This window comes from Streptantibioticus parmotrematis, from assembly GCF_019890615.1.
Classification (GTDB): Bacteria; Actinomycetota; Actinomycetes; order Streptomycetales; family Streptomycetaceae; genus Streptantibioticus_D; species Streptantibioticus_D parmotrematis.
Genome location: NZ_JAINVZ010000011.1, coordinates 1 through 26,253, shown reverse-complemented (window position 1 = coordinate 26,253; position 26,253 = coordinate 1). Strand labels below are relative to the sequence as shown.

Here is a 26,253-nt window from a genome sequence, read left to right as displayed (position 1 = left end):
GCCTGCCGTCGCCCCGGCCTGTCCACAGCTTCCTGCAAGTCATCCCCCAGGCCGCGAAACGCCGGGCGAACGCAGGGTGAACCGCTGGTGCCCGTCCGTAGCCGCCCGCGTCAGCGTCCGCGCAGCCGTGTCACGGCCTCCCGCAGCACCTCCTCGCGTTTGCAGAAGGCGAAGCGGACCTGGCTGCGGCCGGCGTCGGGGTCGTCGTAGAAGACCGCGTTGGGCACCGCGACCACGCCGCACCGCTCCGGCAGCTGCCGGCAGAAGGCGATGCCGTCCTTCTCGCCCAGCGGGGCGATGTCGGCCGTGACGAAGTACGTGCCCTGCGGGCGGTGAACGCCGAGACCCGCGTCGGCGAGTCCGGCGGTCAGCAGGTCGCGCTTGCCGCGCAACTGATCGCGGAAGCCCCCGAAGAAACCGTCCGGCAGCCGCAGCGCCTCAGCGATCGCGTACTGGAAGGGACCGGAGCTGACGAAGGTCAGGTACTGCTTGGCCGTGCGCACGGCGGTGACCAACTCGGCGCCGCCGGTGACCCAGCCGACCTTCCAGCCGGTGAACGAGAAGGTCTTGCCGGACGACGAGATCGACACCGTGCGCTCGCGCATCCCCGGCAGCGAGATCAGCGGAATGTGCTCACCGTCGTAGACCAGGTGTTCGTAGACCTCGTCGGTGACCACCAACAGGTCCCGCTCGACGGCGAGTTCGGCGATGGCGGTCAGCTCGTCGCGGGTGAGCACCATGCCGGTGGGGTTGTGCGGGGAGTTGAGCAGCAGCAGCCGGGTGCGCGGGGTGACCGCGTCACGCAGGGCGTCCAGGTCGGGCCGGAAGTCCGGCGCGCGCAGCGTCAGCGGCACCCGCACCGCGCCCGCCATCGCGATGCACGCGGCGTACGAGTCGTAGAAGGGTTCGAACGCGATCACCTCGTCGCCCGGCTCCAGCAGCGCCAGCAGCGCGGCGGCGATCGCCTCGGTGGCGCCCGCGGTGACCAGCACCTCGCGGTCGGGGTCGAACTCCAGCCCGTAGAAGCGGCGTTGGTGGTCGGCGATCGCGACACGCAGTTCGGGGACGCCGGGACCCGGAGGGTACTGGTTGCCGCGCCCCTCGCGCAGCGCCCGCACCGCCGCCTCGCGGATCTCCTCGGGACCGTCGGTGTCCGGGAAGCCCTGGCCCAGGTTGATCGCGCCGGTCGCCACCGCCAGCGCCGACATCTCCGCGAAGATCGTCGTTCCGTGCCCGTCCAGCCTGCGATTCAACACCGGCCTGCCCGCCATGCCCGCTCCCTGGTCCCTGGGGTCCTCGTGGATCCGGCGCCATCCTCCGGCAACCGGCGGCCCCCGGACAACCACGGCACACCGCGCCCGAACCGTTCGGAAACCTTCGGAAACCTCTGGAATCGCTCAACTCCGCTTTACGTCGCGACCGGTGGGGAATGTGGTCCGGCACACACCGCCCGCCCCGGGACCACGGGGACGCGGCGGGCAGCGAACGGAACGGGGGTGGCCCCATGGGCTTCGGACTCATCATCATCGGCTGCGTGGCGTGCGCGGTGATCCTGGCGGCGGTCTCGGCACGGCGGCCGGACCAGCGGCGGCGCGGCGGGCGCGGTTCTTCGGACTCGGGGCTCGACAGCGGCGCCTGGCTGCCCGGCGCCGACGGCGGCGCGCAGGGCGGCACGCACCACCACGGAAACCACCACGGGGGCGGGATCTTCGGCGGCGGCCACCACGGCGGCGGCTTCTCCGGCGGCCACCACGGGGGCGGCGGCTTCTCCGGCGGTCACGGCGGCGGAGGCGGCCACCACTGAGGATGGGGCGACGGGGGCCGCGGGGGTGGTCCGAGAGGGGCCCGAGGGGGGCTCGCGGAGGGTCTGAGGGGGGCCTGCGGGGGCACGAAGCGAGGGCCCGCGGGGGCACAAACCGCTTGCGCGGCAACGCCGTTGAATCGCCCCGCGCATATGCGTGCGCCGGGGCACGGCCTCTCGCGCCCGCCGCGCGGGTGAACACGTGAACTGGTACGTGCCCGTGCGGATGTAAAACCGGGCGTGAATGGGTAAAGAAGCTGTGAGCACGGCCGGTTTCGTGATTCCGTGTTCTCCAGACCCCCGTGGACCTCACCCCCCGTGGACACCGAGCCGGCGGACGTTCCTGGGTCCGTTCACACACCCCCTCGACAGCGAGGGAACAGGGGCGGGCCGGCCTACTCACCACTGCACTGCGTGCTTGCGGAGCCGACCCATGCTCACCACCCTCCAGACCGCCTACACCGATACCCGCGCCGGGGACCTGGCCTGGCGCCTGGGAAAGGAACCGCTGCCGGCGCTCGCCGTGGTCGATCTCGACCTCGACCTGGACCTCGGTGCCTCCCGCACCTCCCGGGTCCAGGTGCAGATGCGGCTGCTCGGCGCCTCCCACCAGGTGCTCGTCGACGCCTTGGGCGGCGGCTGTTCCGAGACCGTCGCCTGTATGCCGGGCAGCAGGACACCCCTGCCGCTCGGCGTGGCCGAACGCGTCGGCGACTGGGAGTACGAGTTCGCCGCCCGCGTCGAGACCCTGCCGCGCGGCACGTTCGCCGGGCGGGCCCAGGAACTGCTGGCGCTCGTCGCGGAACACCCCAACGGCCTGGCCGGGCGCTTCCCCGGCGACCCCAACGCGTTCACCGCGATGCTCGTGCAGCGCGGTCCCGAGGGCGGCGGCGAGGTGCAGTGGCGCACCTGGCACGCCTACCCGCAGGAAGGGCGGCTGGTCGCCACCAGGACCCGGGTGTCGGGGCTGGCCTGAACCGGGCCGGACGCCGCCGCGACCCCCGGCGGGCGGGCCGACGCGTCCTCAACTCCCTTGGGAATGCCGTCAATTGCCCATCCGTCGAGGGGGTTCCCCGGGCGTGGCGTGACCTAGCGTGACAGATGTGATCGACCAGCGTCCGACCACCGCCGTGCGGCTGCCCGTCCCCGCGGTGTTCGGGCGCGCGCTGGTGCTCGGCTCGGTGTTCCTGTGCGCCGCCTGCGGACTGGTGTACGAGCTGGAACTCGTCGCGCTCGGCTCGTACGTCTCGGGCGATCCGGTCACCGACGCCTCCGTCGTGCTGTCCGTGATGGTCTTCGCGATGGGCGTCGGCTCGCTGCTGGCCAAGCGGCTGCGCTGCCGTGCCGTGGTGGGCTTCGCCGCCGTGGAGTCCGCGCTCGCGCTGACCGGCGGGCTGTCGTCGATGGCGCTGTACGCGACCTTCGCCTGGCTGGGGCAGTCGTGGCCCGCGCTGGCCGCGTTCGCCTTCACCATCGGGCTGCTGACCGGCGCCGAGGTGCCGCTGCTGATGACGCTGATCCAGCGCATCCGCGGGCAGGACGCGGCCGGCGCGGTCGCCGAGGTGTTCGCCGCCGACTACGTGGGCGCGCTCGTCGGCGGCCTGGTCTTCCCGTTCGTCCTGCTGCCGTTCCTCGGCCAGCTCACCGGGGTGCTGCTGACCGGCGCGGTGAACGCGGGCGCGGGCGGCGCGATGGCCTGGGGGCTCTTCCGGGGCGACCTGTCCGGGCGGGCCCGGCGCGCGCTGCTGAGCGTCACCGCGGGCGTGCTGGCCGCGCTCGCGGTCGCCGCGGTGTGCGCCACACCGTTCCAGCGCGCGGCGCAACGCGCGGTCTACGGCGGCTCGGCCCGCCCGGCGCCCGGCGGCGAGGGACAGCGGGTCGTGCTGACCGGCTCGCACGGGGGCCGGGGGCTGCGGCTGTTCGTCGACGGGCGGCTCACGGTCAGCGGCGGCGACGAGTACCGCGACCACCAGGCGCTGGTGCACCCCGCGATGGCCGGGCCGCGCCGCGCGGTGCTGATCCTGGGCGGCGGGGACGGGCTGGCGCTGCGCGAGGTGCTGCGCTACCGCGACACCCTCCTGGTCACCGTGGTCGAGCCGGACGCCGCCCTGGTGCGCGCCGCCCGCACCGACCCCGGGCTGCGCGCCCTGGACCGGGACGCCTTCGCGGACCCCCGGGTCCACGTCGTGACGGCCGACCCCTTCGACTGGCTGCGGGCGTACCGTGCGGGCGGCTACCCGCCGTACGACGTCGTCATCGAGGACCTGCCCGCGCCCGGCGCCGCGCTCTCGGCGGAACGCGGCTACGCCGAGGAGTTCTACGGGCTCGCGGCGGGCGCGCTCGCCCCGGGCGGGCGGCTGGCGGTGGACGCCGGGTCGCCCGCGAACGCCCGCCGCTTCTGGACGCTGGACGCGACGGTGCGGGCGGCGGGCCTGCGCACGGCCGACTACTGGATCGGCGGGCGCTGGGGGTACGTGCTCGCGGCGCGCACCCCGGTCACGCCGCGACTCGCGCCGGACGCGCCCCCGCTGCGGTCGCTGACGGCGGCCGGGCTGCGGTCGGCGGTCGCGGCGGCCCGGCGCTCGGCGATGCGCGGGCTGCCGCCGTCGACGCTGATGCGGCCGCGGTATCCGTGAGTCCGTGGACGAGGACGGGGACGGGGATGTCGAGGGGGACGTTGACGGGGACGTTGACGGGGACGTTGAAGGGAACGGGGACGGGGGTCGGGCGTGGCGGCGGCGCGGGCGGTCGGACGGGGCGGTGGCGCGGCACGCCGGAACGCGGTGCGCGGACGCTGCCTGAGCCGTGAACCAGTGGGTAGGCTCAGCCGGTATGGAGCATGAGGCGTTCGTTCCGTTCCCGGTGGAGGTCGTCCGGCAGGCGCTGACCGAGCCGGACCGGGTGGCGCGCTGCGTGTCCGCGTTGCAACGCGACGACGCCTCGCCCACCGGCACGCTCGCGGGGCGGCTGCGGTTGCGGATAGGGGGTTCCACGATCACGTACCGCGGCTCGCTGCGCATCGCCGCCTGCGACGGCGGCTTCGAGATCGAGGGCGAGGGCACCGAGGCGCGCGGTACCGGCGCGATCAAGGTCGCCCTGGTCATCGGGCTCGACCCGGAGGAGGGCGGCACCCGGATGGACTTCTCCGGTGCCGTGCAGGCCGACGGGCGGCTGACGGAGTACGACGAGGCGACCACGGAGGCCTCCGGGCGGCGCCTGCTGGAGCGTTTCGTCAGCGATCTGACCACCGACCTCCAGGCCGAGCCGGTCACCCTGCCCGAGCCCGCCGAGCCGGCCGAGGACGCGTCCGACACCCCTGGTGAGGGGGACGAGGAGGACGAGGGGGACGACGACGGGGTCGCCGCGCTCGGGGTCGAGGTGCCGGAGACGGTGGCCGAGATCGAGGACGACCTGCGCGGGACCGGCCCCGACGGCGACGAGCCGCCCGCCGAGGCCGCGCACGCCCGCCGCACGATGATCGGCCGCAGCGCGGAGGAGGTCGACCACGCGCCGCCGCGCGGGCGGTACGCCCCCGTGCCCGCGCCGGAGACCGGTTCGGCGACCGACACCCTGCGCTGGGCCGCCCCGGCCGCGGCGGCACTGCTGGCGTCGGCGGTCGTGGTGGGCCGGGTGCTGCGGCGGCGCCGGTAGATTCGCGGTATGACCGAGACTCCCGGGGCGTCCGGCGCGCCCTCCGTCCGCCTCACCGCGGGCGACGCCGAGGTGACCATCCTGCCCGCCGCGGGCTGCCGCATCGCGAGCCTGCGGGTCGGCGGCCTGGAGCTGCTGCGCCAGGGCGACCACTACGGCTGCTTCCCCATGGTCCCGTGGTGCGGCCGCACCGCGCAGGGCCGCTTCCGCAACGGTGGCGTGACCCACCAGCTGCCGATCAACGCAGCCCCGCACGCCATCCACGGCACCGGCCGGGACGTCGCGTGGGACCGGCTGCCGTCCCTGGAGGAGAACGAGGCCGTCTTCTCGTACGAGCTCGCCGAACCGTGGCCGTACCCCGGCCGCGTCGTGCAGTCCTTCGAGCTGACGCCCGACAGCCTGCGGCTGACCATGGGCGTCGAGACCGCCGACGATTCCTTCCCCGCGCAGGCCGGCTGGCACCCGTGGTTCCGCCGCAACCTCGGCGGCGAGGACGTCGCCGTGGACTTCTCCCCGGTCTGGCAGGAGGAGCGCGGCGCCGACCACCTGCCCACCGGCGACCGCATCGAACCGCGCCCCGGCCCCTGGGACGACTGCTTCGGCATGCCGGACGGCGTCGACGTCGCGCTGACCTGGCCGGAGCAGCTGCGGCTGCGGGTCACCAGCCCCACGCCGTGGGTCGTGGTCTACGACGAGCAGCCCGAGGCGGTCTGCGTCGAGCCGCAGTCCGGCCCGCCCAACGGCCTGAACACCTGCCCCCGGCTGGTCACGAAGATCGACCCGCTGGAGATCACGGCCTCGTTCACCTGGGAGCGGCTGGGCTAGTAGGGCGGTCGGTCGCAGGGCGCCCGACGGCACTATGTGAACCACGTTTTGGATAACCTCGTGACCATGACTGAAGCCCGTGACGCCCTGCTGCGGCAGATCAAGGACAAGGCCGTGGTCCACGGCAAGGTGACGCTCTCCTCGGGGCTGGAATCCGACTACTACATCGACCTGCGCCGCATCACGCTCGACGGCGAGGCCGCTCCGCTGGTCGGTCAGGTCATGCTGGACGCGACCGCCCACCTGGAGTACGACGCGGTGGGCGGCCTCACCCTCGGCGCCGACCCGGTCGCCACGTCGATGCTGCACGCGGCCGCCGCCCGGGGCCGCGGGCTGGACGCCTTCGTGGTCCGCAAGGCGCAGAAGACGCACGGCATGCAGCGCCGCATCGAGGGCCCGGACATCAAGGGCCGCCGCGTGCTGGTGGTGGAGGACACCTCGACCACCGGCGGCTCGCCGCTCACCGCGGTCGAGGCGGCACGCGAGGCGGGCGCCGAGGTCGTGGCGGTCGCCGTCATCGTCGAGCGCGGCGCCGCCCCGGCGATCGAGAAGGCCGGTCTGCCGTACGTCACGGTGTACGACCTGACGGACCTCGATCTGGGCTGACCCCCGGCTCCCCGGGCCCGTCAACCTGGCGCTGACCTGCACCGACGAGGGTGCGGTCGTTGTTTCACGTGAAACGGCGATCGCACCCTCGTTTGTGTGCTAGAGGGTGGGTGGACCATCGTGGGGAGTCTGGGAAGATGTGGGCGACGACGACGTCACGTCTGCACTACGTACCCGCACACCTCAAGGAGCGGACACATGCCCATCGCAACCCCCGAGGTCTACAACGAGATGCTCGACCGGGCGAAGGCAGGCGGGTTCGCCTACCCGGCCATCAACGTGACGTCGTCCCAGACGCTGCACGCCGCGCTGCGCGGCTTCGCCGAGGCGGAGAGCGACGGCATCGTGCAGATCTCCACCGGTGGTGCGGAGTTCCTGGGCGGTCAGTACAAGAAGGACATGGTCACCGGCGCGGTCGCGCTGGCGGAGTTCGCGCACGTCGTCGCCGAGAAGTACCCGGTCAACATCGCGCTGCACACCGACCACTGCCCGAAGGACAAGCTCGACGGCTACGTACGTCCGCTGATCGCGGTGTCGCAGGAGCGGGTCGCCAAGGGCCGCAACCCGCTGTTCCAGTCGCACATGTGGGACGGCTCGGCGGAGAACCTCGCCGACAACCTCGCCATCGCGCAGGAGCTGCTGGCCGAGGCCGCCAAGGCGAAGATCGTCCTGGAGATGGAGATCACCCCGACCGGCGGCGAGGAGGACGGCGTCAGCCACGAGATCAACGACAAGCTGTACACCTCGGTCGACGACGCGTTCCGCACCGCCGAGGCGGTCGGCCTGGGCGAGAAGGGCCGCTACCTGCTGGCCGCCTCGTTCGGCAACGTCCACGGCGTCTACAAGCCGGGCAACGTCGTGCTGCGCCCCTCGATCCTCAAGGAGCTCCAGGACGCGGTGGGCGAGAAGTACGGCAAGCAGCGCCCGTTCGACTTCGTCTTCCACGGCGGCTCCGGCTCCACGATCGAGGAGATCAACGAGGCGCTGGAGAACGGTGTCGTCAAGATGAACCTCGACACCGACACCCAGTACGCCTTCACCCGCCCGGTGGCGGCGCACATGTTCACCCACTACGACGGTGTGCTGAAGATCGACGGCGAGGTCGGCGACAAGAAGACCTACGACCCGCGTACCTGGGGCAAGGCCGCGGAGGCCGGCATGGCCGCCCGCGTGGTCACCGCCACCCAGAACCTGCGCTCGGCCGGCCAGAGGATCGGCTGACGCCTGCCCGCACCCGCGGCGGTCCCGCCTCCGGCACGGCCGGGAGCGGGACCGTTCGCATGCGGGGGCCGGACCCCCGCTCGGCGCCCGGGCCCGGGGCCAGGTGACCGCTGGGTGACGCGCGACGGGCGGGACGCGGCAGACTGGAACGCATGTCGATTCACGAGAACCTGCTCGGGGGCCCGCCCCCGACCCACCTGCCCGACGACCCCGAGCCGCGCGAGCTGCTCGCCTCGGGGGCCGCGCCCTCCGAGGTCGCCGCGAAGTACCCGTCGTCCTCGCTCGCCTGGGCGCAGCTGGCCGACGACGCCTTCGAGGCGGGCCGCGTCGTCGAGTCCTACGCGTACGCCAGGACCGGCTACCACCGCGGCCTCGACGCGCTGCGGCGCAGCGGCTGGAAGGGCCACGGCCCGGTCCCGTTCGAGCACGAGCCGAACCGGGGCTTCCTGCGCGCCCTGCACGCGCTGGCCCGCGCCGCGCAGGCGATCGGGGAGGACGAGGAGTACGAGCGCTGCTCCGCCTTCCTGCGCGACTCCTCGCCCACCGCCGCGGACACGCTCACCTGAGCGTTCCTCATCGACCTGTCCGGTGACCGGCTCACCGGACAGGTCTTGCCGTGGCGCGGAGATCGAAGAATGATGCGGGTGGGCCCGGCGCAGCGTCCGGTACGCCGCTGTGGCCCGAGGGGACCGGGGCTCCGATGCCGACGACGGAAGGGGCGGACCGCTACCCGGTAGCACGATCGAGGAGACAGCGATGTCCCATCGTCCCTTGCCCGACGCCACCGCCCCGGAAGGCCCGCAGGGCGCTGCCGTGGACCCGAACCTGGACTTCCAGGGCACCACGCCGTACGAGGACTACGTGAAGGCCGACGTCCTCACCCATTTGCAGCACCCGCTCTCCGACGACCCCGGCGAGATGGTCTTCCTGGTGACCACGCAGGTCATGGAGTTGTGGTTCACCGTGCTCGTCCACGAGTGGGAGACCGCGTCCACCGCGCTCGCCGCCGACGACCTGCCCACCGCGATGGCCGCGCTGCGGCGCAGCGTCTACGAACTCCAGTCGCTCAACGCCTCCTGGCAGCCGCTGGCCCACCTGACCCCGGCGCAGTTCAACTCCTACCGCGCCGCGCTCGGCGAGGGCTCCGGTTTCCAGTCGGCGATGTACCGCAGGCTGGAGTTCCTGCTGGGCGAGAAGTCCGCGTCGATGCTGGTCCCGCACCGGGGCGCGCCGCGGGTGCACGCCGAGCTGGAGAAGGCGCTGCACCAGCCGAGCCTGTACGACGAGGTGCTGCGCTTCCTGGCCCGCCGCGGTCACGAGATATCCCTGCCCGCCGACCTCACCGCCCGCCACGAGCACGACCCGGCGGTCGAGCGCGCCTGGCAGGAGATCTACACCGGTGACCAGGACAGCGACCTGGTACGGCTCGGTGAGGTGCTGACCGAGGTCGCCGAGCTGGTCTGGCGCTGGCGCAACGACCACCTGGTGGCGACCCGGCGCGCGATGGGCGCCAAGACCGGCACCGGGGGCTCCGCGGGCGTGGCGTGGCTGGAGAAGCGCGCCTCGAAGAACGTCTTCCCCGAGCTGTGGACGGCGCGCAGCCATGTCTGAGCCCGCAGCCGCCCCCGAGTCCGAAGCCGCTTCTGAGCCCGCAGCCGCCTCCGAGCCCGCGGCCGTTCGCGGCGATGACGCCGCCCTGACCGCCCGCGCCGCGGACCTCGACGCCCGCGACCCGCTCGCGAAGGTCCGCGAGCGCTTCACCCTGGACGAGGTCACCTACCTGGACGGCAACTCGCTGGGCGCGCTGCCGTCCGGCGTCGGCCCCAGGCTGCTGGACGTCATCGAGCGCGAGTGGGGCTCGTTGCGCATCCGCTCCTGGGACGAGAGCGGCTGGTGGGACGCGCCGGAGCGGATCGGCGACCGCGTCGGCGCGCTGATCGGCGCCGCGAGCGGTCAGGTCGTGGTCGGCGACTCCACCAGCGTCAACGTCTTCAAGGCCGTGGTCGCCGCCGCCCGCCTCGCGGGTCCTGAGCGCGACGAGATCCTGGTGGACGAGGCGACCTTCCCGACCGACGGCTACATCGCGACCGCCGCCGCCCGCCTCACCGGCCACACCGTGCGTCCCGTCCCGGCCTCCGCGGTGGCGGACGCGGTCGGCCCGCGCACCGCCGTCGCGCTGGTCAACCACGTCGACTACCGCACCGGCAGGCTGCACGACCTGCCCGGCACCACCGCCGCCGCGCACGCCGCGGGCGCCGTCGTGGTGTGGGACCTGTGCCACAGCGCGGGCGCCCTGCCGGTCGGGCTGGACGCGCACGGCGTCGACCTCGCGGTGGGCTGCACCTACAAGTTCCTCAACGGCGGCCCGGGCGCGCCCGCGTACCTGTACGTGCGGCGCGACCTGCAACCGCGCTTCGACTCGCCGCTGCCGGGCTGGACCTCGCACGCCGACCCGTTCGGCATGGCCGCCGGGTACACGCCCGCCGACGGCGCGACGCGCGGCCGGGTCGGCACCCCGGACATCCTGTCGATGATGGCGCTGGACGCCGCGCTCGACGTCTGGGACGGCGTGGCGGTCGAGGAGGTGCGGGCCAAGAGCCTGGCCCTGACCGACTTCTTCCTCGACTGCGTGGCCGCGCTGGTGCCGGCCGGGCAGGTCGAGTCGGTCACGCCCGCGGCGCACGCCGAGCGCGGCAGCCAGATATCGCTGCGGCACCGGGACGCGGGCGCGGTCATGGCCGAGCTGATCCGGCGCGGCGTGGTCGGCGACCACCGCCGCCCCGACATACTGCGCTTCGGCTTCACGCCGCTGTACACGCGGTACGCGGACGCGCTGCGGGCGGCGCGGGTGCTGGGGGAGGTCGTGCGATGACCGAGAGGGCGCCGCTGTTCGCGCTGGAGCCGGTCGCGCCGCTGCGCTCGCTGCGCTACGGACCGCATCCGTCGCAGGTCGTCGACTACTACGGCGACTCCAACGGTTCCGAAGCCGACACCGGGCGGCGGCTGACCGTGCTGCACGGCGGCTACTGGCGTGAGCGGTACGACCGCTCGCACCTGACGCCGGTCGCCGCCGACCTGGCCCGGCGCGGGTACGTGGTCGCGCTCGCCGAGTACCGCAGGGCCGGCGGTGGCGGCGGTGTGCCGGGCACCTTCGACGACGTCGCCGAGGTCGTGCGGGTCGCCTGGGACGGCGCGCCGCAGACGCTGCTGGGGCACTCGGCGGGCGGCCACCTCGCCCTGTGGGTGGCCCAGCACGACCCGTCGCGGGTCGGCGGGGTCGTCGCGGTCGCCCCCGTCGCCGACCTCACGTACGCGCGGCGGGCACGGCTGAGCGACGGCGCGGCGGACGAGCTGCTGGGACCCGACGGCGACGCGGCCGCCTTCGACCCGGTGCTGCTCCCGCCGCCCTCCGCGCCGGTGGTGATCCTGCACGGCACGGAGGACGCCGACGTGCCGCTGGAGGTCTCGCGCCGCTACGCCGCCGCGCGCGGCGGCGTGCTGCGGGAGCTGCCGGGCGCCGAGCACTTCGGCCCGCTGACGCCGGGCTCGGCGACGTACCCGGAGCTGCTGACGGCGCTGGCGGAGCTCACGGAGGAGAGGGGCACGTAGATGACCGTACGCACGGACGAGGCCGGCGCGGACGCGGGGTTCGACCCGTGGTCCCCGGCGTTCGTCGCCGACCCCTACCCGGTCTACGCGCGGCTGCGCGAGCGCGGCCGGGCGCTGTACTACGAGCCCAGCCGCCAGTGGCTGGTCCCGCACCACGAGGACGTCCACGCGCTGCTGAGGGACCGGCGGCTCGGCCGGACGTATCTGCACCGCTTCACCCACGAGGAGTTCGGCCGCGAGGCGCCGCCCGCCGCCCACGAGCCGTTCCACGTGCTCAACGGCAACGGGCTGCTGGACCTGGAGGCGCCCGACCACACCCGCATCCGGCGGCTGGTCTCCAAGGCGTTCACCCCGCGCACGGTGCGGGAGCTGGGTCCCGTGGTGGAGCGGCTGGCGCGTGAGCTGGTCGACGGCCTCGTGGCGGACGGCGGCGGCGACCTGCTGGCCCGGGTCGCCGAGCCGCTGCCGGTCGCGGTGATCGCCGAGATGCTGGGCGTGCCCGAGTCCGACCGGCACCTCCTGCGGCCCTGGTCGGCGGCGATCTGCGGGATGTTCGAGCTGAACCCGGACGAGGCGACCGCGCGGGCCGCGGTCACCGCGAGCGTCGAGTTCTCCGCGTACCTGCGCGAGCTGATCGCCGCCCGCCGCCGCGACCCCGGCGAGGACCTGATCAGCGCGTTGATCGCCGCGTACGACGAAGGGGAGACGCTGTCCGAGCAGGAGATGATCTCCACCTGCGTGCTGCTGCTCAACGCCGGGCACGAGGCGACCGTCAACACCACGGCCAACGGCTGGTGGACGCTGCTGCGCCACCCGGAACAGCTGGCGGCGCTGCGCGCGGACCACGCGCTGCTGCCGACCGCGATCGAGGAACTGCTGCGGTACGACACCCCGTTGCAGATGTTCGAACGCTGGGTGCTGGACGACATCGAGATCGGCGGGACCCTCGTGCCGCGCGGCAGCGAGATCGCGCTGCTCTTCGGCTCCGCCAACCGCGATCCGGCGCGGTTCGCCGACCCGGACACGCTGGACCTCGCCCGGGCCGACAACCCGCACGTGACGTTCGGCGCGGGCATCCACTACTGCCTGGGCGCGCCGCTGGCCCGGGTCGAACTGGCGGCGTCGTTCGGCGAGTTGCTGCGGCGCGCGCCGGGCCTGCGGCTGGTGGGCGAGCCGGAGTGGAAGCCGGGGTACGTGATCAGGGGCGTGCGGGAGCTGCTGGTCGAGGTCTGAGGCCGCCGCGCGGGCGCCCGTCCACAGGATGCCGCGACCGTGCGGCCGCCCGAGGCAGCCGGGGCCGCCGGGGCTGTCCGCCCGGTGGCCGCCGTCGGGGACTATCCGGCGGCGGCCACCGGCAGGGTCAGGCGCCACGCGTTCTCCTGCACCGTCCAGGTCCGTCTGCGCACCGGGCCGCCCGCGGCTTCGTCGGCGCGGTAGCGGAAGTCGCGGCCGGAGACCGTGACCGCCTGCGCCCGCACCGGCAGCGGGCCCTCGTCGTCGGCGGAGGCCGGGTCCGTGCCGCGCACCACGACCTCGGCCATCCCGCCCGCGGGCGAGCGCACCGACACCTCGCGCACCGGCCGGTCCAGATCGGCCAGCACCACGCCGTCCGCCTCGACCCGCAGCCGGTGCCCGCCGACCGGTGTCCCCGGCAGCGGCGCGGTCAGGGCCCGCACCAGCGTGCGGGCGCCGCGCTCCAGCCACCCGGAGTGCTCCGGCGGCGCGACGGCGGGCGCCCCGGACACGCCCGGGATGCGCAGCGCGCCCACCACGATGCCGCCGCTGTCGTCCACCAGCGCGTCGAAGGTCCGCTCCGCGCCGTCCAGCGCCGCCCGGGCCGCCGCGACCGCGGACAGCGGCACACCCAGCGACCTGGCCAGCGACAGCGCCGCCCGCTGGCCGACCGGGACCAGCGACAGCGCCGCCTCGGCCAGCGCGCCCTCCCGGTGCAGCAGCCGCACGGTGCGCAGCAGCGCGGTGTCGTCGCCGATCACCACGGGCCTGCGACGGCCCCGGTGCTCGATGATTCTCGCCAGTTCTCCGGTGGAGTCGGGAAAGCAGAACTTCAGTGAAGGAGCCCCGGCGCGCAGGACGTCCTTCGCGATCCGTACCGATTCGCCGTCCATCGTGCGGGCCACCGGGTCGATGACCACGAGCAGGGGGCACCCGTGTGGCGCTGGCGGAGACTGCCCGGCCGAGGCTTGAGCCGACACCTTGGTCCTTCCTCAGGTAAAATCTCGGTGCAAGAGCCCCTTGCGCCTTTGCGCCAGGGGCTTCGTCTATTCCGGGGCACCGGTTCGACGGCTCTTACGCACGTTGGACATGCCCCGCCCGGAAGGGGTGTACGCCTGTGCCCGCACTTGTGCTGCTCGGTGCTCAGTGGGGTGACGAGGGCAAGGGGAAGGCCACCGACCTGCTCGGTGGTTCCGTCGACTACGTGGTGCGCTACCAGGGCGGCAACAACGCCGGCCACACGGTCGTGGTGGGCGACCAGAAGTACGCGCTCCACCTGCTCCCCTCCGGGATCCTCTCACCGGGATGCACCCCGGTGATCGGCAACGGAGTCGTCGTCGACCCGGCGGTCCTGCTCTCCGAGCTGAGCGGGCTCCAGGCTCGTGGCGTGGACACCTCCAAGTTGCTGATCAGTGGTAACGCCCATCTGATCACGCCGTACCACCAGACCATCGACAAGGTGACGGAACGCTTCCTCGGCAAGCGTCGCATCGGCACCACCGGCCGTGGCATCGGCCCGGCCTACGCCGACAAGATCAACCGGGTGGGCGTGCGGGTCCAGGACCTGTTCGACGAGTCGATCCTGCGCCAGAAGATCGAGGCCGCGCTCGACGACAAGAACCAGATCCTGGTCAAGATCTTCAACCGCCGGGCGATCACCGCCGACCAGGTGGTCGAGGAGTACCTCGGCTACGCGGAGCAGATCAAGGACTTCGTCGCCGACACCACGCTGGTGCTCAACAAGGCGCTGGACGAGGAGAAGGTCGTCCTGCTGGAGGGCGGCCAGGGCACGCTGCTCGACGTGGACCACGGCACGTATCCCTTCGTGACGTCCTCCAACCCGACCGCGGGCGGCGCCTGCACGGGCTCCGGCATCGGCCCGACCCGGATCACCCGCAGCATCGGCATCCTCAAGGCGTACACGACGCGCGTCGGGGCGGGCCCGTTCCCGACCGAGCTGTTCGACGAGGACGGCGAGGCGCTGCGGCGGATCGGCGGCGAGCGCGGCGTGACCACCGGCCGCGACCGGCGCTGCGGCTGGTTCGACGCGGTCATCGCCCGCTACGCGACCCGCGTCAACGGCCTGACGGACTTCTTCCTCACCAAGCTGGACGTCCTGACCGGCTGGGAGCGCATCCCGGTCTGCGTCGCGTACGAGATCGACGGCGAGCGCGTCGAGGAACTCCCGTACAGCCAGACCGACTTCCACCACGCGAAGCCGGTCTACGAGACGCTGCCCGGCTGGACGGAGGACATCACGAAGGCCAAGTCCTTCGACGACCTCCCGAAGAACGCGAAGGCGTACGTGAAGGCGCTGGAGGAGATGTCCGGAGCCCCCATCTCCGCCATCGGCGTCGGCCCGGGCCGCGACGAGACGATCGAGATCAACTCGTTCCTGTAGCCCACCCCGCTCACCCCTCGACGCCCGCCCGGCCCGCCCGGGCGGGCGTCGGCGTGAGCGGTACGAGAATCGGGCGACGCGATGTTCGGTCCCACGGCATCGAAACGCCCCCTGTAGCATCAGAGCGAAGGGGTTCGGTGCGTGCCTGTGACTGGCTCGGAATGCCGCCTGGGACCCGTACGGAATTGCCGCGGGGATCGCCAGATCCTTGAGGGGGAGTAATGGCGCTGTATGCCCGAGTGGAGAAGCTTTCTGAGGACGATGCCGAAGTCCGTTACAAGTTCACGGATATTCGGGACAACGAGCGGGTCCTGATCCTCGACAAGGCGGCCGAGCGGACTCGCCCCGAAGACGCTGACGAGGACGTTCTCTATCGGGCGGTGGCGATGAAGGTGGCGACCGCCTGGGTGCGTGACGGTGTGGCGCCCGACCGACTGCTCGTCCAGTCGTGACCTGAGGACCTGGATCCTGATGTGAAGACCCGGGCATCGACCCGAGCGGTCGCCGTACTCTCATTCTCCCGGGTCGCATCCGGCGTAGTCCGCGATCTGGCACCGTACGGTCGACTCGGCCACCACTCATATGGCTGGAATGCGACGGTCGTGCCGCCCACATCCACGGCGAGGACCTGACGCTGAGCCGTCCGGACGCACCCCGACGTCGTTCCCGCCCTCGTGCCGGGCCTGACCCGGGCGGAACGCGGGTCTCAGGGCGTTCCAGCACTTGCCTGGCCTCGTGGTGACCGGTGCGGCTGCCTGACTGCCTCGTGCGTCGGTCGAGTTGGCGTGTGGGCGACTCGTGATGGCGACGCATGGACGGATAGGCTTGTCCCTCCCGGATGGCTGCGACCATGTTGCAGTCACTGATGGCGAGTTGACACTGGCGATGAGCCAGGTGGGGGATGAACGTGAAGTTCGACATGGGCAGCACAACGTTGTCGACCCTGTTGAAGCGAACTCAGGGTTCCAGCGAGGACCTCGGTTCATTGATTAAGCAACTGATTGCCGCGGCACAGCCGTTGGAAGGGAAGTTCAACGGCGCGGGCAAGGTCGCCTTTGACGCGTTCAAGGCGAACTCCGACCAGATCACAGCGGATTTGAACGGTGCCCTGGGCTCCATCCTGGGTGGGCAGTCGGGGATGGACAAGTCCTTCGGCACGGGCGATGTGGAGATGCAGGACACCGCGCGCTCGTCGATGAGCGCCGCCAACTTCAACGCCGCCCGGTTCTCCGGGCGCTGACGAACCACGGGGGATCGTTCCATGGGAACCACGGATCGCCGCAGCTACGACACGGCCGCGTCCTCGGAGGCGCAGGCCAACCTGGCCGTTGTCATCGCGCGACTCGAGCACCTGATCAACGAGCGCGATGGCCAGGTGAAGGCCGCTATGGCCGACTTCCAGGCCGACGGCGTCTCGGATGAGTACCACGGCAAGGAACAGCGCTGGAACCGCGCGGCGAGCGAAGTGCGGGCCATTATCCACCTGGTGCGTTCCACACTGGAGAAGAACGACGGAACAGCACAGCAGACCCTCGCGAAGGCGAAGGCCGCGGTCGATGCCATCGGGTGACGGCTGATCAGTAAACCGCGCAAAAGCACGACTGGGAGGAACGGGGGCGGCGTGTCGCATCCGACGGGGAAGTGGGACATCGATCCGTACGGCGTGAACAGTGTGGTCGACAAGGCCGGTGACGCCGCGAAGGACCTGGCAGCCGAGGCGAAGTCGTATGCCGGAAACCTTGAGGACGCCGCGAAGTACGCGGGTACCCTCAGCGGCGAAGGCATGACCACCGGGCTGGTCGGGATCGCCTTGGGGCAGTTCGCCGAGGCGACCGAGGCGGCGGTGAAGTACCTGTTCACCCGGAGCGGCAAGTCCCTCAACGGCGCCATCGACGCGACGAAGCAGTACCTGAACGGTGACGTGCAGATGGCGGCCCACGTGCAGAGCGCCGCCTCGCAGGACCACGGGTCACCCGCCTACGTTCTGCCTGAGCAGGGCACGAAGTGAACCTCATAGACCCCGAGAAGATCCCGCAGTTCGTCGGCGACCTCGGTCAGCTGGAGACCGCCGCGTCCGGGCTGAAGTCCGATGGCGGGAACATCGCCAAGACCGGCGGTGAGATCCACTCCCGGTTCCAGGGACTGTCCGCGTTCTACCACGCTCCGGAGGCGGAGCAGCTGTTTGCCACCACCAAGCCGGTGGCCGAAGGGGCGAAGACGTTCGGCGGCGACCTGGGTACCGTCGCGGCGGCGTTGAGCGAGTACGCGCATGAGGTACGTCCCATCGCGCAGAAGTTGGTTCAGCTGAAGAAGCAGGCGGTCGCCTTCCGGGCCTACGTCCAGGACCATCCGCACTGGCGCTCGGACGGGCACAAGGTCAGCGAGCACAACAACCTCGTCGACGCGGTCGACGCGGCCGTGGCCGCCTTCTGGGCGGCCGAGCGGCGATGCGCCAACAAGATCGAGGCGATCTTCTGCGGGGTGGGTTTCCGGGCCGACGACGGTTCCCACAAGCCGGGCATGTACGGCTACACCGCGAAGGAACTCGATCACGCCAAGGGCATGCCGTGGGGCGAGGCGGTGGGCCAGACCCATCGCTGGAACACCGTCGGCGCGGTCTTCGGCAGTCTCGGCCACTACATCAAGGTCGGGGTGTGGGACGGCCTCGTCATCGACGGTGGCGGAAGTCTCCTCACGGGGCTGTACCACCTGGTCGATCCTTTCGACTGGCACACCTTCACGCAGTCCTGGGAAGGCCTCGGCGACGTCACCCTCGGCTTCCTGTCCAAGGCAGTCCCGAACCTGCCCGGTGCGGCCAACAGCCTGGCCAACGGAATGGCGCCGGGTACCGGAGCCGGCATCCCCACCGCGGCCACGCCGCAGTGGGTGAAGAACGACCAGGAGATGGCAAAGGAGTTCGCCAAGAGCTTCGTGGCCTGGGATGAGTGGAAGACCAACCCGGTCCGGGCCGCCGGCACCAGTGTCTTCAACGTCGGCACCCTGGCCTCGGGCTCCCTGATGAAACTCGGTGACGCCGCGGATGCGGGCCGCTTCGCCACCGCGGCGAAGGTGGCCGGTGCGATCGGCAAGGCGGGCCACTACATCGACCCGATGACCTATGTCGTCAAGGCTGTAGGCAAGCTGCCGAAGATATCCGACATCGCCGCGGCGCTCGACCACCTGCGCACCGGGGATCTGCACAGCCTTGACGACCTCACCCGGCTGCACGGCACCGAACTGCCCGACGGCGCGCTGAAATTCCCTGACGGCTCGGTCCTGCACACCGATGGTCAGTGGCACTTTCCGGACGGCACCGTCATCGAGGCCAAAGGGCCCGGCGAACTCACCGTCGCTCACGCGGGCCACGACGTGTCGCACGCAGTCGAGCGCGCCGGGTCCCACACCGGGGTTCACGTCGGGCACGACCTCCACGGCGCGGCGGACCACGCCGCCCACGCCCCGGTACCGGGTCCGGATTTCCACAACGGTCACGATCTGCCCGCTGCGGCGGGTCACGGCGACCTCGACGGACCCGTGCCCGTTCCCGGGCAGGCCGGCGGTCACGTCCGGCCGCCGGATGACGGCTCCGTTCGCAGTTGGACCAGGACGGAAGAGTGGGCCAACGGAGCCTACGACTCCATCCGAGCCACCGATGACGTCCATCAGATGGCTGCGGCCCTGCACGACGCCCCGCGACTCGACGGATCGCATGGCTTCTCGGCCGAGGAGATCGCGGCCGTCAAGCACCACGTCTTCGAGGAGGAGCATCCCCTCGAATCGGTGGACGGCGGGATCGTCCACGCTCGTTATGACGCCAACCCCGACATGGCCGAGGCATGGATCCGGCTGCGTTCCGGGAGGCAGACCCCCGCTGACCTGCTCCTGCTGGAGCACGAGCTTGCCGAGCACCAGTACTACGTGGACCACCCCGGATCCACCTACGCGGAAGCGCATGCCGCCGCCACGGAGGTAGCGGACTGGAGCACGCACCGGGAACCGCCGGGGCGGGAGGACTACTCCGCACCTTTCACGCCGGAGCACCTCGAGCGGGGTCTCGCAGGCCCCGGCGCGCACGACGCCAACGCGCCGCCGCACGTGGCGAGCGACGCGCCGGGAACCCAGCAGGACCACCACGATCTTCACCTCGGCCGCGCCGAAGGCCACCCCGATTCGGTCGGCCCCTCGCACGGAGATGGTGGAGACCCGCACGTTCTGCCCGCAGAGCCGCACGGCAACCTGCCCGACGGGTCCTGGCGGGGCCCCAACGGGCTGAGGCTGGGCCCGGAGGAGAACGCGACCACGGATCGATTCCTGGCGCGTGCGGTCACCACGGAACCGCACATCACGGGGGCCGTGGAGACGATCGCGCACGACATCGACCATGGCAGGCTCAACGGGCTCGAGTACCGGCTGAAGGGAGAGGACTCCCTCAAGCGCAAGATCGCGACGTCCATGCTCGAGAACCCGGAACTGACCCCGGAAGAAGGGCTCGCGCGCGTCAAGGACTCGCTGCGCTACACCCTCGAAATCCCGACGGACCGCTACACCGACGGTGTGCAGCAAGCCGTGGCCGACCTGCACGCGCGCGGCTTCGAGAACGTCACCTTCAAGAACACGTGGCGCAGTTCCGGCTATAAGGGAATCAATTCCACCTGGCGCGATCCGGCGACCGGCCAGGTGTTCGAGGTGCAGTTCCACACCCCGGAAAGCTTCGCCGCCAAGATGGACGGTCACGCCCTCTACGAAAGGGAGCGGCTTCCTGGTGTCTCTGCGGACGAGGTGTCGGCGATAAAGGAACAGCAGAAGGAGCTGTTCGGCCGACTCGCTGTTCCGTCGCACGCCGAAGAAATCCGTCTGGACTGGAGAGACCACCAAGGCGGCTTCCCTGCGCGCCACGCGGAACGCGACACGCCCTCGCCTCTGCACGGACAGGAGCCCGCCCCGCCCCACGCCGATCACGCTACTCCCGACGGTCGTGGCGACCACGTTCACGAAATGGGATCCGGTCACGGCGCCGAACCCCATCAGACGGATGGGACGGGTCCGGCCGATCCCGAACTGAGTGCCGCGGAGCAGGCGGGGAAGGCGATCGGCGATCGTCATGGCGTCGACGTCAACTACACGGCCCATCCCATGGCCGCCGAAAGCGCCAGGGACGTGAACCGGGCCATAGACAGGCTCTCGGCCGAGTATCCGAAGGTATTCGGGGACCTGGAAGTGATCCGCACAGTGCCCTCCGGTGACGACTCTGCGTTGGCCTACGCCATTCTGGATCACGGTGGCCCGGAGCCGCGTGGGATCTACCTGGATTCCGGTGACTTCTCGGACTACGGTGAACGAATGAGCCAAGGGGCGGACGAGGAGGCGACCAACTGGACAGTGCCCGGCGGGGGATCCGTGCAGGGGATCTTCTATCACGAGTTCGGACATCACTGTGCTCAGCGAATCTTCGACTCGCCTGAGGCCAACCAAGAGCTTGAGCACGTGGTCTCTGAAGCCATCGGTCGACCGTACGACTCCAGCAGCGAGCCTCACGACCCCATCACCGAGAGCGAGGTGGAACTCGTGGTGTCGGAGTACGGGGCCACCGATCCACACGAGATGGTTGCCGAACTGTTCGCCGAGTACAAACTCGCCCCGTCGCCGCGCCCGCTCGCTGCCAGCATAGGGCAGATAATCGACAGGTACCTCAGGCCCTAAAGGAATTACGTACTCATGCGCCGCAAGCCGACTATTTGTGATGCGTGCACGCATCTGCAGCGTCGCCTCAATCCGGACCATCGAACTACAGCGGATCGATACATCTTCACATGTGTCGCATTTCCTGAAGGAATTCCGGGAGATATTCATCCGGGTGGTTACGATCATCGCGTCCCTTACCCCGGAGACGGTGGTATCACCTTCGAGCTGGCTGCGGGTAAGGACCATGTTCTCGGGCTGTACGAGCGGCTGACACCTGAGGCACGTAGGCACCGAAGGCCAAACGGCGCGGCCGCGGAACGGGCGACGTACTACGCGCGCTTCAGTTCTGGATCCACACGGGACAAGCCGCTGGGCATCGTCCGGCGCCGGACGGTCGGTGGCGTGGAGTACGACGAAGCCTTCACTCGGAACCTGCGGTGGGAGGCGACGGAGTACCTCAGGCTTCACGAATTGGGACACAACGAAGAGGACGAGCACGAGGAGATCACAGAAGCGCAGGCCACGGCCTTCATCGACAGGGTGATCGCCAAGTCCAACGCCGCGGGCGGGGGGCGCGACGCAAAAGTCCCTTACATGACTCTTCCTGAGGTGGAGGCTCTTGCTCGGCGGGCTCATGGCGGGCAGGTGGACAAGGCCGGCAGGCCATACGCCGAGCACCTCGCCGCGGTCGCCAGGGGAGTCGCGGAGCGGGGTGGTACCAACGAACAGGTGGCCGCCGCGTGGCTGCATGACGCGGTCGAGGACGACGCCCTGTCACAGGAGTGGCTCGCGCAGGCCGCGTTGCCGCAGACCACGAAGGACATGATCCTCGCGGTCACGAAGCGGCCCGGAGAGGCGCTGGAGGAGTACGTGGCGCGCATCCTGCGTACGCCGGGTGCCTTGCTGATCAAGGAAGCGGATCTCGCGCACAACGCGGATCCGGACCGTCTCGCGGTTCTGGACCCCGCCACGCGGGACCGGCTGACGGCGAAGTACGACTACGTGCGGCGGCTTCTGGGAGTGAACTCGGACTGATGGCACGGGATTTCGACAGCCAACTGCTGGAGTCGGTCGCCGTCCGGCGGCGTCGTCTCAGGGACGCCCTGCTGTACGGGCCGTTGCGGACGCGGCGGGCGGTGGACGAGAACGTCGGGAAGGCGTTCGCCGGGGTCGTGCTCGCGGCGGTGCTGTGCGCCGGGTGTGTCGGCTGGTCGTTCGTCTCACACCGGTTGATGAACCAGTCGTCGCCGTCCGCGCCCGCCGTCTCCCCGGCCCCCTCGACGGCGTCGCCACGTTGATAGGTTGGGCGGAATGACGAGTGTGGGGGCGAAGCGGTCGACCCGGTTGAGCCGGATCACGTTGGTCGGTGAACGGCGGCGGGTGGACCTCGTACTGCCTTCGGACGAACCGGTCGGCCGGTTGCTCCCGGATGTGCTCCAACTCCTCGGCGACACTGTGGGTTCGCCGCCCACGCTGCGGCACCTGGTCACCGCGTCGGGAACCGTCCTGTCGCAGGACGAGACGTTGGCGACGGCGGGTGTGGCGGACGGCGCGGTCCTGCGCCTGGTACGTACGCAGTACGCGCCGGCGGCTCCGGTCGTTCACGACGTGACCGACGAGGTCACCGCCGACCTGGATCTTCGCGCATGGCGTTGGCGCCCCTCGGTGCGCCGATGGACCGCTGGCGGTGCCGTGCTCGTGCTGTCGCTGACGGCCGCGGCTCTGGCCTGGTGGAGCGCCGGGGCGGCCGCCACCGCCCCTGGGCTGCTGGCGATCGCAGGCCTGGCCGAGGTGAGCGGCGCGGCGACGACCCGGTTTGGCAACCGAGGACTGGGAACCGCGCTGATGGCCGTCGGTGGTGCGCTCGGTGGCATGGGAGTGGCCGCCCTGGCGCAGGCGCACGCCTGGCCCCCGGATGCGCTGTGGGGCACGCTGGCGGCCGTACTGGCGCTGACTCTCGCGGCGTTGGGGGCCTTCTCACCGGTGGGTCGCGGTGGCCTGGTCGGCGCCGGCTCGGTGGCTGCCCTCGCCTTCGGCTGGGAGGTCGTCGCCGCGCTGGTGCACGGCGCGCACGGCGCGGTGGACCAGTCCCGACTCGGCGCCGTTCTGGGTGTCGTCTCCGTCGTCGCACTGGGTGTGCTGCCGCGGTTCGCCCTGGTCACCGCGGGGCTGACCCGGCTGGACGACCGGCGGGCCGGTGGCGCGTCGGTGAGCCGCTACGAGGTCGGGACCGCCTTGGCGGCCGCTCATCGTGGGCTGTCGGTGGCGACTGTGGCGGCGGCTGTGTCGACCGCCTTGGCGGGTTGGTTTGTTGTGACGGCACCCAACTGGTGGGCGGTGCTGATCGGGATACTGCTCGTTGTCGTGTCGGCGTCCCGGTCGCGGGCCTTCCCCCTGGTCGCCGAAGTGGTGGCGCTGCTCGTCGCCGCGTCGGTCGTGCTCGTACGGCTGGCGATCCTCTGGCTCGACACCGAGCCGGGGGCCGGCGCGTGGCCCGTCGCAGTGGTGTGCGTGGCCGCGCTGCTGCCGTTGGCGGTGCTGGCGGTGGAGCCTCCGGAACATGTGCGGGTCCGGATGCGCCGTGTCGTGGACACGGTCGAGGCGGCCGCGGTGATCGCGCTGTTCCCACTGCTGCTGGGCGCGTTCGACGTATACACGCGGCTGCTGGCCACGTTCTGATCTGCCGCACGGCCGGAAGACCAGCGGGGATGCGAGGGGGCAAGGGTGATGGAGAAGGACTGGCAACGGGCTGTACTGGGCGATGTCGGCGTGTCGACGCACACGCCACAGCCGGACCCGGTCCGGCACGCGCGCCCGGCTGAGGCACCCCGGCCGCAAGTGGCTCCGGTACCCCAACCGTCGGCCGCCTCGTCCGCAGGTCCTTCCACACCTCCGCTCGAGCCGCCGTCGGCGGTGTCCGTCCTCCGCGCCGACGCCGCGGCCGTGTCGAGGAGCAGGCCCCGTAAGGGAGATCCGTTGGCGCGACGTGTCGGCAGAGCCCTTCGGCAGATGGTCGCCTCGTCGTCCGCGCGCGAGGTACGGCTTGCCGGGGAGGCGGCCGCACGGATGCAACAACCGATCACCACGGGTCGGCAGATCGTGGTCACGAGTGTGCGCGGAGGCGCCGGCAAGACGACCATCGCAGCCCTGCTGGGGGCAGCGTACGCGCACCATCGCGCCGATCCGGTGTTGACGATGGAGGCGGATCCGACGCTGGGCACGCTTCCGCTGCGGGCCGGGGCGACGTCGTTGCGCTGGACGATGAGTGACCTGGCGCGGGTGGTCGAGCCGTCGATGCGCTTCGATCAGGTCATCGGGTATCTGGTGGCGCTGCCGGAAGGGGGCTGGCTGCTGCCGGGCAGCCGGGGGCAGATCGGCGCCCAGGTAGGTCTGGAGGCTTACCAGACGGTCGCCATGGCGCTGCGGCGCTTCTTCGCGGTGACCGTGGTCGACTGCGCGACGTTGCCCGACGAGGTGGCCCGCAGCGCGATGGCGGGAGCGCAGGCCCGGGTGCTGGCGACTCCGGCCACGGTGGACGGCGTCGTGTCGACGCGTGCCGTACTGGACTGGATGGCGAGCCTGCCGCGTCCCATGCTGCGCGGCACCGTGGTCGCGTTGACCGCCACGTCCGCGAACCCCGGGGTCGACCTGGCCGCCGCGGAGCGGTACCTGCGGGTCGGTGACGCGCGCGTCGTCGTGCTGCCGCACGATCGGCATGTGGCTGCGGGCGGAGCGATCGAACTCGGCCTGCTGGGACAGGAGATACGGGTCGCCGTCGCCGAGCTGGCGGGCGAATTGCTGAGTCAGGCTGTGCGCGGCTGATGGTCGTGATGGCGTACCAGTGCGCGCAGTGCCCGGGGGATCCTGGCGCGCTTCCTCAGCCGGGTGAGTCCGATCGCACGCAGAGTGTCCCCGGCCCACCACAGCACCTGATCCGTGCAGGGGGTGTCGGTGGTCGCGTGGTCTTCGCGAGCGAGATCCGCGAAGCCGGTGGCGGTGGCGGGGAGCTCGTCCGGGCGGACCGGAAGCAGCAGCACCCTGCCGTAGTCGGGCATGGCCACCAGGGCACCGTACGGGCACGCGCCGGGCAGGAAGCGTTCGAGGTCGAGCAGCGCGCTGGTCACGTAGGGGCGGCGGTCGTGATGGACGACCCGGACGCGTCCCACGCCGGGCAGGTGCTGCTCGGTGACCTCGAACGCGGGCAGCTCGTCTCGCAGCGTGTTGGCGATCGCGCGGCGGCCGGGGTCGGGGAGCGCGAGCTGTTCCGCCCGATCGCGGGTGAGGCGACCGCCCTCGGGATGATCGATGGCGATGACGACGTCCAGCAGATCCCCGTACGGTACGCACATCAGCCGTTCTCGCTCGTCACGGGGCAGACGGGGGGTGATCTGGACACGCAACAACAGCTCCACGTCACCCAGTCGCCTGCGCTCGTCAAGCGCCGAGGCCACCTCGGACGTCTTCTGCGCCAGCCAGGCCCGCACCCGCTCCGGCCATGCGGCTGGTGGCAGCGACGCACAGTCGGCCACGATCGCGTGGAGGGAGACCTCGGCGTGGCAGGTTCCGCCGGGCAGGACGAGCAGGCCGCTGTCCGGGTCGAGCAACGCGTGCGGGACGAGAACCGGGAGCAGGTCGGCCACGAGCGCCCGCACGTCCGCCACCACACGGGGGTCGGGGTGCTCTGCACTCATGGGTCGTTCATACCAACGGGGAGGCGGCGATGACCATCCGCCTGGTGCACCGTCCAGCGCGCAGCACGCGGCATCTGGTCGGTGGCACGACGCGGACGATCGAGGCACCGCCCAACCTGCCGGAAGGCAGGACCGGCGGCGCCGCGCAGGTGTTGATGCCGATCGCGGGCGTGATGAGCTCGATGGTGATGATGACGGTGCTGCGCAGCGGGCAGTACGCCGCGATCGGCGTTGTCGTGCTCGCGGTCACCGTGATGGGCAGCGTCACCCTGCTCTTCTCGCAACGCGGCAAGGCGCACCGCACCCGGCGGCGCCAGCGCGAGCGGTACCTGGAGTACCTGGAACAGTTGCGGGAGGAACTGTCCGAGCAGGAGCGGGAGCGGCGGGGGGCGGCCGGGGGGGGCGGCCCCCCGCCGGGGGGTCTCTACGACGTCGTACGCGACCCCGCGCGACTGTGGGAGCGGCGCCGGCTGGACATGGATTTCCTGCTGGTGCGGATCGGCACTGGGGGAATGAGATCGGGAGAGGACAAC

At 71.4% G+C, this 26,253-nt stretch carries 25 protein-coding genes and 1 pseudogene; 23 read left to right on the top strand and 3 right to left on the bottom strand.

Annotated features, from left to right (window positions below; translation table 11 throughout):
• Positions 1–110: 110 nt before the first annotated feature.
• Positions 111–1,271 (bottom strand): pyridoxal phosphate-dependent aminotransferase, encoded by a 1,161-nt coding sequence (locus tag K7472_RS17215; RefSeq protein WP_222978965.1) that lies wholly within the window; start codon positions 1,269–1,271, stop codon positions 111–113.
• Positions 1,272–1,504: 233 nt separating this feature from the next.
• On the opposite strand from K7472_RS17215, the gene K7472_RS17210 reads away from it, so the two are divergent.
• The 12 genes from K7472_RS17210 to K7472_RS17155 all read left to right on the top strand — a co-directional run bounded on the left by K7472_RS17210 (position 1,505) and on the right by K7472_RS17155 (position 12,946).
• Positions 1,505–1,804 carry a hypothetical protein gene (locus K7472_RS17210; protein WP_222978963.1) on the top strand — a complete coding sequence of 100 codons (300 nt, stop codon included), beginning with the start codon at positions 1,505–1,507 and terminating at the stop codon, positions 1,802–1,804.
• 430 nt (positions 1,805–2,234) lie between these two features.
• Positions 2,235–2,777: a DUF2617 family protein gene (locus tag K7472_RS17205; protein ID WP_222978960.1), complete on the top strand. Its 543-nt coding sequence runs from the start codon at positions 2,235–2,237 to the stop codon at positions 2,775–2,777.
• A 127-nt stretch (positions 2,778–2,904) separates the two neighbouring features.
• A complete protein-coding gene (locus K7472_RS17200; RefSeq protein ID WP_308013954.1) occupies positions 2,905–4,437 on the top strand; it encodes a polyamine aminopropyltransferase in 1,533 nt (510 codons plus the stop codon).
• 196 nt (positions 4,438–4,633) lie between these two features.
• Complete coding sequence (locus K7472_RS17195) at positions 4,634–5,452, top strand: SRPBCC domain-containing protein (protein WP_222978958.1); 819 nt, start codon at positions 4,634–4,636, stop codon at positions 5,450–5,452.
• A 9-nt stretch (positions 5,453–5,461) separates the two neighbouring features.
• A complete protein-coding gene (locus K7472_RS17190; RefSeq protein ID WP_222978956.1) occupies positions 5,462–6,277 on the top strand; it encodes an aldose epimerase family protein in 816 nt (271 codons plus the stop codon).
• A gap of 66 nt (positions 6,278–6,343) precedes the next feature.
• Complete coding sequence (gene pyrE / locus K7472_RS17185) at positions 6,344–6,883, top strand: orotate phosphoribosyltransferase (RefSeq protein ID WP_222978953.1); 540 nt, start codon at positions 6,344–6,346, stop codon at positions 6,881–6,883.
• Between the two features lie 198 nt (positions 6,884–7,081).
• Complete coding sequence (gene fbaA / locus K7472_RS17180; protein ID WP_222978952.1) at positions 7,082–8,104, top strand: class II fructose-bisphosphate aldolase; 1,023 nt, start codon at positions 7,082–7,084, stop codon at positions 8,102–8,104.
• Positions 8,105–8,256: 152 nt separating this feature from the next.
• The gene (locus tag K7472_RS17175) at positions 8,257–8,670 is read left to right on the top strand and encodes a DUF3151 domain-containing protein (RefSeq protein WP_222978950.1); all 414 of its coding nucleotides are present in this window, start codon (positions 8,257–8,259) and stop codon (positions 8,668–8,670) included.
• A gap of 190 nt (positions 8,671–8,860) precedes the next feature.
• Complete coding sequence (locus tag K7472_RS17170; protein WP_222978948.1) at positions 8,861–9,715, top strand: tryptophan 2,3-dioxygenase family protein; 855 nt, start codon at positions 8,861–8,863, stop codon at positions 9,713–9,715.
• Positions 9,708–10,976, top strand: a complete 1,269-nt coding sequence (gene kynU / locus K7472_RS17165; protein ID WP_222978946.1) for a kynureninase — start codon at positions 9,708–9,710, stop codon at positions 10,974–10,976. Before K7472_RS17170 ends, kynU begins: the two co-directional genes overlap by 8 nt.
• Entirely contained in the window at positions 10,973–11,713 is a 741-nt protein-coding gene (locus K7472_RS17160) for an alpha/beta hydrolase (protein WP_222978944.1), read from the top strand. Before kynU ends, K7472_RS17160 begins: the two co-directional genes overlap by 4 nt.
• A complete protein-coding gene (locus tag K7472_RS17155; RefSeq protein WP_222978941.1) occupies positions 11,714–12,946 on the top strand; it encodes a cytochrome P450 in 1,233 nt (410 codons plus the stop codon).
• A gap of 101 nt (positions 12,947–13,047) precedes the next feature.
• Here K7472_RS17155 and K7472_RS17150 read toward each other — a convergent pair whose 3' ends face one another.
• Positions 13,048–13,866, bottom strand: coding sequence for a diacylglycerol kinase (locus K7472_RS17150; RefSeq protein ID WP_222978939.1), 819 nt, complete (start codon positions 13,864–13,866; stop codon positions 13,048–13,050).
• A 197-nt stretch (positions 13,867–14,063) separates the two neighbouring features.
• On the opposite strand from K7472_RS17150, the gene K7472_RS17145 reads away from it, so the two are divergent.
• From K7472_RS17145 to K7472_RS17100, 10 genes are all read left to right on the top strand, one after another.
• Positions 14,064–15,347 carry an adenylosuccinate synthase gene (locus K7472_RS17145; RefSeq protein WP_222978937.1) on the top strand — a complete coding sequence of 428 codons (1,284 nt, stop codon included), beginning with the start codon at positions 14,064–14,066 and terminating at the stop codon, positions 15,345–15,347.
• Positions 15,348–15,568: 221 nt separating this feature from the next.
• The gene (locus tag K7472_RS17140) at positions 15,569–15,799 is read left to right on the top strand and encodes a hypothetical protein (RefSeq protein ID WP_222978935.1); all 231 of its coding nucleotides are present in this window, start codon (positions 15,569–15,571) and stop codon (positions 15,797–15,799) included.
• A gap of 455 nt (positions 15,800–16,254) precedes the next feature.
• Positions 16,255–16,587, top strand: a complete 333-nt coding sequence (locus K7472_RS17135; RefSeq protein WP_222978933.1) for a hypothetical protein — start codon at positions 16,255–16,257, stop codon at positions 16,585–16,587.
• Between the two features lie 21 nt (positions 16,588–16,608).
• Positions 16,609–16,917, top strand: a complete 309-nt coding sequence (locus K7472_RS17130; RefSeq protein WP_222978930.1) for a pore-forming ESAT-6 family protein — start codon at positions 16,609–16,611, stop codon at positions 16,915–16,917.
• A gap of 51 nt (positions 16,918–16,968) precedes the next feature.
• Complete coding sequence (locus K7472_RS17125) at positions 16,969–17,355, top strand: DUF6507 family protein (RefSeq protein WP_222978929.1); 387 nt, start codon at positions 16,969–16,971, stop codon at positions 17,353–17,355.
• Positions 17,352–21,047: a hypothetical protein gene (locus tag K7472_RS17120; RefSeq protein WP_222978928.1), complete on the top strand. Its 3,696-nt coding sequence runs from the start codon at positions 17,352–17,354 to the stop codon at positions 21,045–21,047. Before K7472_RS17125 ends, K7472_RS17120 begins: the two co-directional genes overlap by 4 nt.
• A gap of 576 nt (positions 21,048–21,623) precedes the next feature.
• Positions 21,624–22,064, top strand: a complete 441-nt coding sequence (locus tag K7472_RS17115) for an HD domain-containing protein (protein WP_222979285.1) — start codon at positions 21,624–21,626, stop codon at positions 22,062–22,064.
• Entirely contained in the window at positions 22,064–22,327 is a 264-nt protein-coding gene (locus K7472_RS17110) for a hypothetical protein (protein ID WP_252395768.1), read from the top strand. Before K7472_RS17115 ends, K7472_RS17110 begins: the two co-directional genes overlap by 1 nt.
• A 13-nt stretch (positions 22,328–22,340) precedes the next feature.
• Entirely contained in the window at positions 22,341–23,708 is a 1,368-nt protein-coding gene (eccD, locus tag K7472_RS17105; RefSeq protein ID WP_222978927.1) for a type VII secretion integral membrane protein EccD, read from the top strand.
• A gap of 297 nt (positions 23,709–24,005) precedes the next feature.
• Complete coding sequence (locus K7472_RS17100) at positions 24,006–24,851, top strand: CpaE/TadZ family protein (protein ID WP_252395767.1); 846 nt, start codon at positions 24,006–24,008, stop codon at positions 24,849–24,851.
• Here the strand turns inward: K7472_RS17100 and K7472_RS17095 are convergent.
• Positions 24,833–25,720: a hypothetical protein gene (locus K7472_RS17095; protein ID WP_222978925.1), complete on the bottom strand. Its 888-nt coding sequence runs from the start codon at positions 25,718–25,720 to the stop codon at positions 24,833–24,835. The two genes, K7472_RS17100 and K7472_RS17095, sit on opposite strands and share 19 nt — an antisense overlap.
• Before the next feature lie 29 nt (positions 25,721–25,749).
• Here K7472_RS17095 and K7472_RS17090 point away from each other — a divergent pair.
• A pseudogene (locus K7472_RS17090) lies at positions 25,750–26,253 on the top strand (type VII secretion protein EccC); the annotation flags it as partial.